Source organism: Amycolatopsis circi (assembly GCF_003385235.1).
Classification (GTDB): domain Bacteria; phylum Actinomycetota; class Actinomycetes; order Mycobacteriales; family Pseudonocardiaceae; genus Amycolatopsis; species Amycolatopsis circi.
The window spans coordinates 26905-36317 of sequence record NZ_PQIA01000098.1 but is presented as its reverse complement, the minus strand read 5'-3'; the positions used below and the strand labels follow the sequence as shown (position 1 = coordinate 36317).

Annotated in this window: 12 protein-coding genes; 9 read left to right on the top strand and 3 right to left on the bottom strand. The window is 70.6% G+C overall.

Annotation, left to right across the window (positions count from 1 at the left end; translation table 11 throughout):
- On the bottom strand, positions 1-518 hold a 518-nt coding region (locus D0D37_RS32345; protein ID WP_208720252.1), incomplete at its 3' end, for a hypothetical protein.
- 145 nt (positions 519-663) lie between these two features.
- On the opposite strand from D0D37_RS32345, the gene D0D37_RS46905 reads away from it, so the two are divergent.
- Both D0D37_RS46905 and D0D37_RS32335 read left to right on the top strand, forming a co-directional pair.
- Positions 664-990, top strand: coding sequence for a hypothetical protein (locus D0D37_RS46905; RefSeq protein ID WP_162834572.1), 327 nt, complete (start codon positions 664-666; stop codon positions 988-990).
- 143 nt (positions 991-1133) lie between these two features.
- On the top strand, positions 1134-1439 hold the full coding sequence (locus tag D0D37_RS32335; RefSeq protein ID WP_116204393.1) for an iron-sulfur cluster biosynthesis protein: 306 nt from the start codon (positions 1134-1136) through the stop codon (positions 1437-1439).
- 217 nt (positions 1440-1656) lie between these two features.
- On the opposite strand, the gene D0D37_RS32330 is transcribed toward D0D37_RS32335, so the two are convergent.
- Entirely contained in the window at positions 1657-2784 is a 1128-nt protein-coding gene (locus tag D0D37_RS32330) for a glycerate kinase (RefSeq protein WP_116204392.1), read from the bottom strand.
- Positions 2781-3728: a 2-hydroxyacid dehydrogenase gene (locus D0D37_RS32325; RefSeq protein WP_116204398.1), complete on the bottom strand. Its 948-nt coding sequence runs from the start codon at positions 3726-3728 to the stop codon at positions 2781-2783. The genes D0D37_RS32330 and D0D37_RS32325 overlap by 4 nt, the downstream gene beginning before the upstream one ends.
- A gap of 433 nt (positions 3729-4161) precedes the next feature.
- Between D0D37_RS32325 and D0D37_RS32320 the strand changes: the two genes are divergently transcribed.
- The 7 genes from D0D37_RS32320 to pcaC are packed head-to-tail and all read left to right on the top strand — an operon-like array spanning position 4162 to position 9406.
- A complete protein-coding gene (locus D0D37_RS32320) occupies positions 4162-4971 on the top strand; it encodes a CoA transferase subunit A (protein ID WP_037712884.1) in 810 nt (269 codons plus the stop codon).
- Entirely contained in the window at positions 4968-5723 is a 756-nt protein-coding gene (locus D0D37_RS32315) for a CoA-transferase subunit beta (RefSeq protein WP_116204391.1), read from the top strand. Before D0D37_RS32320 ends, D0D37_RS32315 begins: the two co-directional genes overlap by 4 nt.
- Positions 5720-6901, top strand: a complete 1182-nt coding sequence (locus D0D37_RS32310; RefSeq protein ID WP_116204390.1) for a thiolase family protein — start codon at positions 5720-5722, stop codon at positions 6899-6901. Before D0D37_RS32315 ends, D0D37_RS32310 begins: the two co-directional genes overlap by 4 nt.
- Before the next feature lie 15 nt (positions 6902-6916).
- Complete coding sequence (pcaH, locus tag D0D37_RS32305) at positions 6917-7651, top strand: protocatechuate 3,4-dioxygenase subunit beta (RefSeq protein ID WP_116204389.1); 735 nt, start codon at positions 6917-6919, stop codon at positions 7649-7651.
- Positions 7648-8199 (top strand): protocatechuate 3,4-dioxygenase subunit alpha, encoded by a 552-nt coding sequence (gene pcaG, locus D0D37_RS32300; protein ID WP_116204388.1) that lies wholly within the window; start codon positions 7648-7650, stop codon positions 8197-8199. The genes pcaH and pcaG overlap by 4 nt, the downstream gene beginning before the upstream one ends.
- Positions 8200-8228: 29 nt before the next feature.
- On the top strand, positions 8229-9008 hold the full coding sequence (gene pcaD / locus D0D37_RS32295) for a 3-oxoadipate enol-lactonase (RefSeq protein WP_116204387.1): 780 nt from the start codon (positions 8229-8231) through the stop codon (positions 9006-9008).
- Entirely contained in the window at positions 9005-9406 is a 402-nt protein-coding gene (pcaC, locus tag D0D37_RS32290) for a 4-carboxymuconolactone decarboxylase (RefSeq protein ID WP_167493600.1), read from the top strand. The genes pcaD and pcaC overlap by 4 nt, the downstream gene beginning before the upstream one ends.
- Positions 9407-9413: the final 7 nt, after the last annotated feature.

The following is a 9413-nucleotide window of genomic DNA, read 5'->3' as shown; positions in this document are numbered from 1 at the left end:
GTCTTGGGGTTTGGCGGCAGCGGGGCCTCGGGGGCAGGGTTTGACGGCAGCGAGGTCTCGGGATTCGGCCGCAGCGAGATCTCGGGGGCGGTTGCCGTTGTGCGGCGATTCGCGTTCGCGTTGGCCGCCAGGTGGCGACGGGCGCTCTCATCCGCGGGCTCCGGCGGGAGCGGGCCAGCGTCGCTGTCTGTCGTTCCCCGGCGGACGGCGCTCGGATGAGCCGTTGAGCGGCGACTGCCTTTCTCCGCGGAACGACCGGCGTCGGAGTCCCGCAGAGCGCGGCGATTGTCGACCTCGTCGGCGAGCGCGGTCAGGTCGTCATCAGCTGCATAGCGGTGGTCGGAGACCTGCTCGAACCCCGGGGAACGGCGGTCCGGAGTCTCGTCGAGCGTGCGGAATTCCGGCACGGCGTCGATCGCGTCGTCGCCGCGCGGGTCGGTGCCCGCGGCGTCCGGGCCGGGCTTGCGCCGGGGGCGGAGTCCGATCCGGCCGCGCGGCATCCACCTGGTGGTGGTCATAGTTCGACGCTAACTCCGCTTCGCCCGCTGAGGCCCTGGCAGGCCGCGGGAAACCCTGTGATTCCGACGACAGCCGTTCGGCCCGTTTCATCGGATGACGCCTCGGGTAGCTCACCACGAACATCCGGACTTTCGGGAGGTGCCCGTGAGCGGTCCCGGTGACGACACTCTCCGCGAGAGTCAAGCACCCGGTGCGGACAGCTCCAGTGTCGACTCGTTCCGCGCGCCCGGAGCCGCGGTGCGTGCTACGGCGGCTTCCGACGAGGTCCGCGAAAGTCAGCGTGCGGCGGAGCGGCCGGAGGTTCGGCCGCCGGTGTCCGGCGGGTCCGGCGCTGGCGTGGCGGGGGAGTCCGTCAGCGCGGGCGATGCCGGGTCCGGCTGGCCCGCGGATCCCGGACCGGGCGAACGGGTCGACCACGGGGGCTGCACGGTCGCCGACGCGATCCGGTCGGCCATGGCCCGAAGATCCTGATCTCAAACGTATTTGTGACAGGTTCCACCGCCGCGGCACCGGCGTCGCGCTCACACTGCGCGACCGTCGTGCCGCCTTTAGCGTGAAAAACCACCCTGCAACCGACCGCGCGCATCCGACTGCGACGAAGGGAAGGCCGAAAGATGCTGACCGTTACCGAAGCCGCCGCCGAGGCGATCACTGCGTTGACCGCTGAACAAGACACCGGCTCCGAAGAGAGCGGCCTGCGCTTCGCGCTGCAGAGCATGGAAGGCGACGGTGCCCAGTTGGCGCTGTCCGTAGCCCCGGCCCCGGAGGACGGCGATCGCATCGTCGGCGCCGACGGCGGGGCGAAGGTCTTCCTCGAGCCGCAGGCAGCCGCGTTGCTCGACGACAAGGTCCTTGACGTCCAGCAGGACGACACCGGCGACGTCGCCTTCGCCGTCCTGCCGCAGCAGCAGTCCGCCTGACCGCTGCGCAAGCGCCCGGCCACGGGGTTCGCGCGGCGGTGTCCGTCCGCTGATCCCGTGTGCCGTTCGCCGGTCCCGCCGGGCGTCTCGGGACGTCCGGCCCGGCGAGTTGATTCATGGCCGATCCCTGGGTGGCACCGCCGTCCAAGACCTGGGTTGTCCAGACGGCTGCGTTGTTGAGCAGAAGCGCTCCTGCGTTCCTCGCGGGGGCGCTCTGCTATTTGGTGCTCAGCCAGTCCCGAACCAGCACTCCGGCCCGTTCGCGCAGCAGTTCCGCGGCGTGACTGCGGGCGTAGTCCAGCGACGGCGCGTGGTCGATCAGCGCGCTGCTGCCCACGACTCCCAATCCGGCCAGCGCGTCCGCGTCCAGCTGGATCCGTCCGGCGAGCACCAGCAGCGGGATCCCCGTCCGCCCGGCGCGAGCCGCGATGCCCGCCGGGGCCTTGCCGGACAGCGATTGCTCGTCCAGCGAACCCTCACCGGTGATCACCAGGTCCGCGCCGGTCAGCGCGCTGTCGACGCCGGTCAACGCGGCGATCAGGTCGAAGCCGGACTCGACCGTCGCGCCGAACCCGGCGATCGCTCCCGCCGCGACACCTCCGCCAGCCCCGGCTCCGGGGAGGTCGGAGACGTCCCATGCGCCAGCCTGCACAAGCGCCTTCGCCCAGTGCGACAGTGCTTCGTCGAGCGCTTGGACGTCGTCCGGGACCGCGCCCTTCTGCGGGCCGAACACGGCCGCCGCCCCGTTGGCGCCGAGCAGCGGATTCGTCACGTCCGTCGCGACGGCGACCGGCACGGCGCCCAGCCGTTCCCGCACCGGACTCAGGTCGACGCGCGCCACCTGCGCCAGCGACCCGCCGCCGAGACCGACCGGCGCACCGGACGCGTCGACGACCTCCGCACCCAGCGCAGCCAGCATCCCGGCACCACCGTCGGTGCTCGCGGTGCCGCCGACGGTCAGCACGAGCCGCCGCGCTCCGCGGGCGAGGGCGTCGTTCAGCAACTCCCCGACGCCCCACGTGTGTGCGGCCAGCGCGACTTCCCGGCTCGGCGTCACGAACTCGATCCCGCACGCACGCGCCGATTCGACGTAGGCCGTGCCGTCGAGCAGCACGTACCGCGCCTCGACCGGTTCGTCGAGCGGACCGCGCACCGACAACCGCACCATCGAGCCGCCCGCGTTCTCGAGCACCTCCAGCGTTCCTTCGCCGCCGTCAGCGACCGGGCACGCGGCGATCTCGGCGTCCGGCAACGCATCGCGCACGCCGTGCGCGATCGCTTCCGTCACCTCGACCGCGGTCAGGCTTCCCTTGAACTTGTCCGGTGCGATCACGACCCGGGTCATCGGCCCACCTCCGTCAGCGGCTCGGCGCCGGCGAGCACCGAGACGACGTTGCGCGCGGCCAGCACCGCCATCGCCGTACGCGTTTCCACCGTCGCTGATCCGAGGTGCGGCGTCAGCACCACGTCGTCGCGCTCCGGCAGCCGTGGCTCGACGTCCGGCTCCTTCTCGAACACGTCCAGCGCCGCGCCCGCGATCTCGCCGGCTTCGAGCGCATCGGCCAGCGCCGACTCGTCGACCACCGGACCGCGCGTGGTGTTCACGAGGTACGCACTCGGTTTCATCGCCCGCAACGCGTCCGCGTCGACGAGGTGCCGGGTTTCGGGAGTCAGCGGACAGTGCAGCGACACGAAGTCGGAACGCCGCAGCAGTTCGTCGAACGACACGAACTCGCCGTCGAAGTCCGGCTTCGACGACCGTCCGGAGTAGACGACCCGCATTCCGAACGCCGCCGCCCGCGTCGCCACCGCACGGCCGATCTGCCCGAGCCCGACGATGCCGAGCGTCTTGCCCTGCAAGCCGGATCCGAGCAGGAAACCGAGGTGGAATGACCACGGCTGCCGTGCGCGCAGCAGACGTTCGCCTTCGCCGAGCCGCCGCGAGACGGCCAGCAGCAGCCCGAACGTGAGGTCCGCGGTGGCGTCGGTGAGCACGCCTGGCGTGTTGGCGACCACGACTCCGCGCTCCGCCAGTGCACTGACGTCCACGTTGTCGTAGCCCACCGCGACGTTCGCGACGACCTTCAGTCCGGGACCCGCCGCGTCCGCGACCGAGCCGTCGATCCGGTCGTGCAGCATCGACACCACCGCGGCCGAGCCGGCGACGAACTTCCGCAGTTCCTCGGGCGTGAGCGGCCGGTTCTCCGGCGAGATCTCGACTTCGCCTGCCTCGTCGAGCACCTGCACGGCCTCGTCCGGGATCCAGCGGGTGACAGCGATCTTCGGCATGCCGAGCAGCCTAATGCCGACCGTGCCGCCCAAGCGAGGTTCGCGGCGCGCTCACCGCCGGACACCCGCCTGAGCTGCGACGGAGCGTCCAACCGCGACAGAACGCCGCCGACGTCGACAGTGCCCGAATTCCGCATTGCGGTACCACGCAACGAAATTCCGGTCTGCCGCCGGCCGCGCCGCCCTGTGCCGGCCGCGAAACCCGTTCGCCGACTCCCAGCGCACCGTGTTGTCTTATCGCATCACCTCATTCCCCTCGAAGCCCGCGAACCTCGCGTTGTCTCGTGTCGTCTGTCCGGACGTCCGCTTCGCCTTTCGGCACTCCCGCGGGCGGCCGGATCGTGCTATGTTCATATGCAGAACTTCTGTGCGCTATGCGAACACGCTAGCACGGAACGGCCGAAGCAGGAAGATCCAGACGGAAGGGCTCGTGATGGCAAGGGTGCTGTCGCTCGGCGAGGCGGTCGCCGAGCTGGTGCACGACGGGGACACCGTCGCTCTTGAGGGCTTCACGCACCTCATCCCGGTGGCGGCCGGGCACGAGATCATCCGTCAGGGCAGGCGGAACCTCACGCTCGTGCGGATGACGCCGGACATCGTCTACGACCAGCTCATCGGCGCGGGCTGTGCGAGCAAGCTGATCTTCTCGTGGGGCGGCAACCCCGGGGTCGGCTCGCTGCACCGGTTCCGCGACGCCGTGCAGCACTCGTGGCCGGCGCCGCTGGAGATCGAGGAGCACAGCCACGCGGGCATGGCGAACCGTTACGTCGCAGGTGCTTCCGGGCTGCCGTTCGCCGTGCTGCGCGGCTACACCGGCACTGATCTGCCCGCGCAGACGGACACGATCAAGCCGATCACCTGTCCGTTCACCGGCGAGCAGCTCACCGCGGTGCCCGCGCTGAACCCGGACGTCACGATCGTGCACGCGCAGCGCGCGGACCGGGCGGGCAACGTCCAGTTGTGGGGCATCGCAGGCGTGCAGAAGGAAGCGGTACTCGCGGCGAAGCGATCACTGGTCACCGTGGAAGAGGTCGTCGACGAGCTGGAGCCCCGACCGGGCGCGCTGGTCCTTCCGTCCTGGGCGGTCACCGCGGTGGCCGAGGTTCCGCGTGGCGCGGCGCCCTCGTACGCGGCCGGGTACTACGAGCGGGACAACGCGGCATACCAGGCGTGGGACGAGATCGGACGGGACCGCGAGGAATTCGCCAAGTGGCTGAATGACCTGACCGGGGTGAAGGCATGAGCGAGTACACCGCTGACGAGATGATGAGCGTCGCCGCGGCTCGCGCGCTCGGCGAAGGCATGTCGTGCTTCGTCGGGATCGGATTGCCCAGCACCGCGGCCAACTTGGCCCGCCGCACGCACGCGCCGAACCTCACGCTGATCTACGAATCGGGTTGCCTGGGCGCGAAACCCAGCAGGCTGCCGCTGTCGATCGGCGACGGCGAGCTGGCCGACACCGCCGACGCGGTGGTCAGCGTGCCCGAGGTGTTCAACTACTGGTTGCAGCCAGGCCGGATCGACGTCGGGTTCCTCGGCGCGGCGCAGCTCGACAAGTTCGGCAACATCAACACCACAGTCATCGGTTCCGACTACCACGATCCGAAGGTGCGCCTGCCCGGCGCGGGCGGGGCGCCGGAGATCGCCGCGTCCTGCAAAGAAGTGTTCGTCGTGCTGCGGCAGAGCAAGCGCACCTTTGTCGACAAGGTCGACTTCGTGACGTCGTTCGGCCACGGCACCGGGCGCGGCGACCGCGAACGGCTCGGCCTGCGCGGCGCCGGGCCCACGCTCGTGGTCACCGACCTCGGCCTGATGCGGCCCGATCCGGAAACCGCGGAACTCACGCTCACCGAACTGCACCCCGGGATCGAGCTGGAACAGGTCGTGGAAGCGACGGGGTGGACACTGAAGGCGGCCGCGGACCTCAAGACCACCCCCGCGCCCACCGAACGCGAACTGACCCTGCTCCGTGAACTGAAGAAGGCCGGCGAATGAGCGACGCTTACGTACTCGACGCGATCCGCACTCCCTTCGGGCGCTACGGCGGCGCTCTCTCCGGAGTGCGTCCTGACGACCTGGCCGCGGGCGTCCTGCGCGCACTGGCCGAGCGCAACGGACTCGAACCATCCACTGTGGACGAAGTGGTGCTCGGCGACGCCAACGGCGCGGGCGAGGACAACCGGAACGTGGCGCGGATGGCCGCGCTTCTCGCGGGCTGGCCGACGTCGGTGCCCGGCGCGACGGTGAACCGGCTGTGCGGGTCCGGCGTCGAGGCGGCCGTGCAGGCGAGCCGGGCGATCCAGGTCGGCGACGCTTCGCTGGTCGTCGCGGGCGGCGTCGAGTCGATGAGCCGCTCGCCGCTGGTGATGCCGAAGCCGGACAAGGCTTTCCCGGCCGGCAACCAGACGCTGTACAACACGGCGCTCGGCTGGCGGATGGTCAACCCGGCGATGCCGTCGCAGTGGACCGTTTCCCTCGGCGAGTCCACCGAGCTGCTCGCCGAGCGCTACGGCATCAGCCGGGACGAGCAGGACGCGTTCGCCGCACGCAGCCACGTGAACGCCGCGCGGGCATGGGACGAGGGCTTCTACGACGACCACGTGGTCCCGGTCGAAGGCGTCGAGCTGACCCGGGACGAGGGCATCCGGCCGGACTCCACGCCCGAGAAGCTCGCGAAGCTGAAGACGGTGTTCCGCAAGGAAAACGGCACTGTCACGGCAGGCAACGCGTCACCGCTGAACGACGGCGCGTCGGCACTGCTGCTCGGCAACGCGGCCGCGGCCGAGCGGCTCGGCAAGACGCCGCTGGCCCGGATCGCCGCCCGCGGCGCCGCGGGAGTCGACCCGGATGTGTTCGGCATCGGCCCGGTGCGCGCGGCCGAGATCGCGCTCGAACGCGCTGGCATCGACTGGAACGACCTCGCCGCGGTGGAACTCAACGAGGCGTTCGCGGCACAGTCGTTGGCCTGCTTGAAAGCATGGTCGAAGCTCGACCCGGAGATCGTCAACGTCAACGGCGGAGCCATCGCGATCGGGCACCCGCTCGGCGCGTCCGGCGGCCGGATCATCGGCGCGCTGGCGCATCAGCTCCGCCGCACCGGCGGTCGCTGGGGCCTCGCGGCGATCTGCATCGGCGTCGGCCAGGGTCTCGCCGTCGTGCTCGAGAATAGCTGAGAAAGGGGAGGCATCGTGGCCACACCGACTGAGCGGCGCCTGCCGCAGTACCGGCCTGACCCGGACGGCACCCACCCGCCGCTCGACTACGCGCCGTACCGCTCCACCGCGTTGCGGCATCCGACGCAGCCGCTGGTCCTGCTGCCGCAGATGCTCACCGAGGTGACCGGCCCGCTGCTCGGCCCGGGGAGGCTCGGCGAACTCGACAACGACCTCACCCGCCAGCATCCGGGCGAGCCCCAAGGTCAGCGGATCATTGTCACCGGAAGGCTCCTCGACGGCGACGCGCGGCCGATCCGCAACTCGCTCGTGGAGATATGGCAGGCCAACGCGGGCGGCCGCTACCGGCACACCGGCGACCGCTGGCCGTCCCCGCTCGACCCGAACTTCGACGGGCTCGGCCGCACGCTGACCGACGACGACGGGCGCTACGAGTTCACCACCATCAAGCCCGGCGCGTACCCGTGGAAGAACCACGACAACGCCTGGCGTCCCGCGCACATCCACTTCTCGGTGTTCGGCGCCGCCTTCACCCAGCGGCTCGTCACGCAGATGTACTTCCCGGACGATCCGCTGTTCTCGCAGGACCCGATCTTCAACTCCATCCCGGACGAGAAGGCGCGGCAGCGGATGATCTCCCGGTTCGACCTCGACCGCACCGAGGAGGAATGGGCGCTGGCGTTCCAGTTCGACATCGTGGTGCGCGGGCGCGAACAGTCGGTGTTCGAGGACGAGGAGGAGGACGAGTGAGGCTGGAAGGCACGCCTTCGCAGACCGTCGGGCCGTACCTGTCCATCGGGCTGCCGTGGGACGACGGGCCGTTCGTGGTCCCGGAAGGCACCGAAGGCGCGGTGTGGATCCGCGGCGGAGTGTACGACGGTGCGGGCAATCCGGTTCCCGACGCGATGATCGAGACGTGGCAAGCCGATCCGGACGGCGGTTTCGACCATCCCGACGATCCGCGCGGCAAGCCCGGCGATCCGTTCCGCGGGTTCGGCCGGTGTCCCACCGATGCCCAAGGCCAGTACCGGATTCTCACGGTGCTGCCCGGCGTCGTGCCGGACGCGTCCGGGGCTTCGCAGGCACGGCACATCGACGTGTCGGTGTTCGCTCGCGGGCTGCTGAACCGGGTCGTCACGCGCATTTACTTCGAGGACCAGGACAACGCCGGGGATGCGGTGCTGGCGAGCGTTCCCGAGGAACGGCGGGACACATTGTTGGCCAAAAAAGACGGCGCCGACTACCGGTTCGACGTGCGTTTGCAAGGCGAAGACGAGACGGTGTTCTTCGCGGTCTGACCGGCCGTGTCCATTGTGGAGGTTCAAGCGTGAGCAGTGTCCGGGTGCACCGGGTCGTCGAAGGCCCGGCGGCGGGTCCGGTGGTGGTGTTCTCCAACTCGATCGGCAGCGACCACCGGATGTGGGAGCCGCAGGTCGCGCCGTTGACCGAACGCGGATTCCGCGTGGTCCGGTACGACACGCGCGGCCACGGGGCGTCGCCGGTGCCGCCGGGGCCGTACGACCTGGCCGATTTGGGCGGCGACGTGCTGGGGCTGCTCGACGACCTCAGCGTCGAGCGCGCGCACTTCGTCGGCCTGTCGCTCGGCGGGATGACCGGGATGTGGCTGGGCGCGCACGCCGCGGAGCGGTTGGCGAGCCTCACGCTGTGCTGCACGTCAGCGTTGCTCGGTCCGCCCGAGATGTGGGCCGACCGCGCGCGCCTCGTGCGGGCCGAGGGCACTGCGACGGTCGCGGAAGCCAGCGTCGGGCGCTGGGTCACGCCGGGCTACGCGCAGGCGCATCCGGACCAGGTCGCGTACCTGCGCGAGATGGTCGCGGCGCAGCCCGACGAGGGGTACGCCGGATGCTGCGAGGTGATCGAGCGGATGGACCTCACCGGAGACCTGCCGAAGATCTCCGTCCCGACGCTGGTCATCGCCGGTGCCGACGACCCGTCGACGCCCGCCGAGCCGCACGGGCGGGTCATCGCCGACGGGATCCCCGGTGCCCGGCTCGAGGTCGTCGCCTCCGCCGCGCACCTGGGAAGCTACGAACAGCCGGAGGAGTTCACCCGGCTGATCCTCGAGCGGATCACGGAGGAACAGTGACCGGAGACCGCTACGAGGCGGGCATGCGGGTACGCCGCGAGGTACTCGGCGACGAGCACGTCGACCGGGCGGTCGCGCGGACCACCGAGTTCAGCAAGCCGTTCCAGGAGTACATCACCGAAGCCGCGTGGGGTTCGGTGTGGACGCGCGACGGCCTCGACCGGCGGACCCGCAGCTGCATCACGCTGGCCGCGCTCGCCGCGCTGCACTGCCACGACGAGCTGGCGATGCACGTCCGCGCGGCAGTGCGCAACGGGCTTACCGCAGACGAGATCCGAGAAGTCCTGCTGCACACCGGCGTGTACGCGGGGGTGCCGGCGGCGAACACGGCGATCGGAATCGCCCAGCGCGTTCTCGCCGAGATGGGAGAACCCGCCGCCCAGCCACCGGCCGGATAAGGTCGCC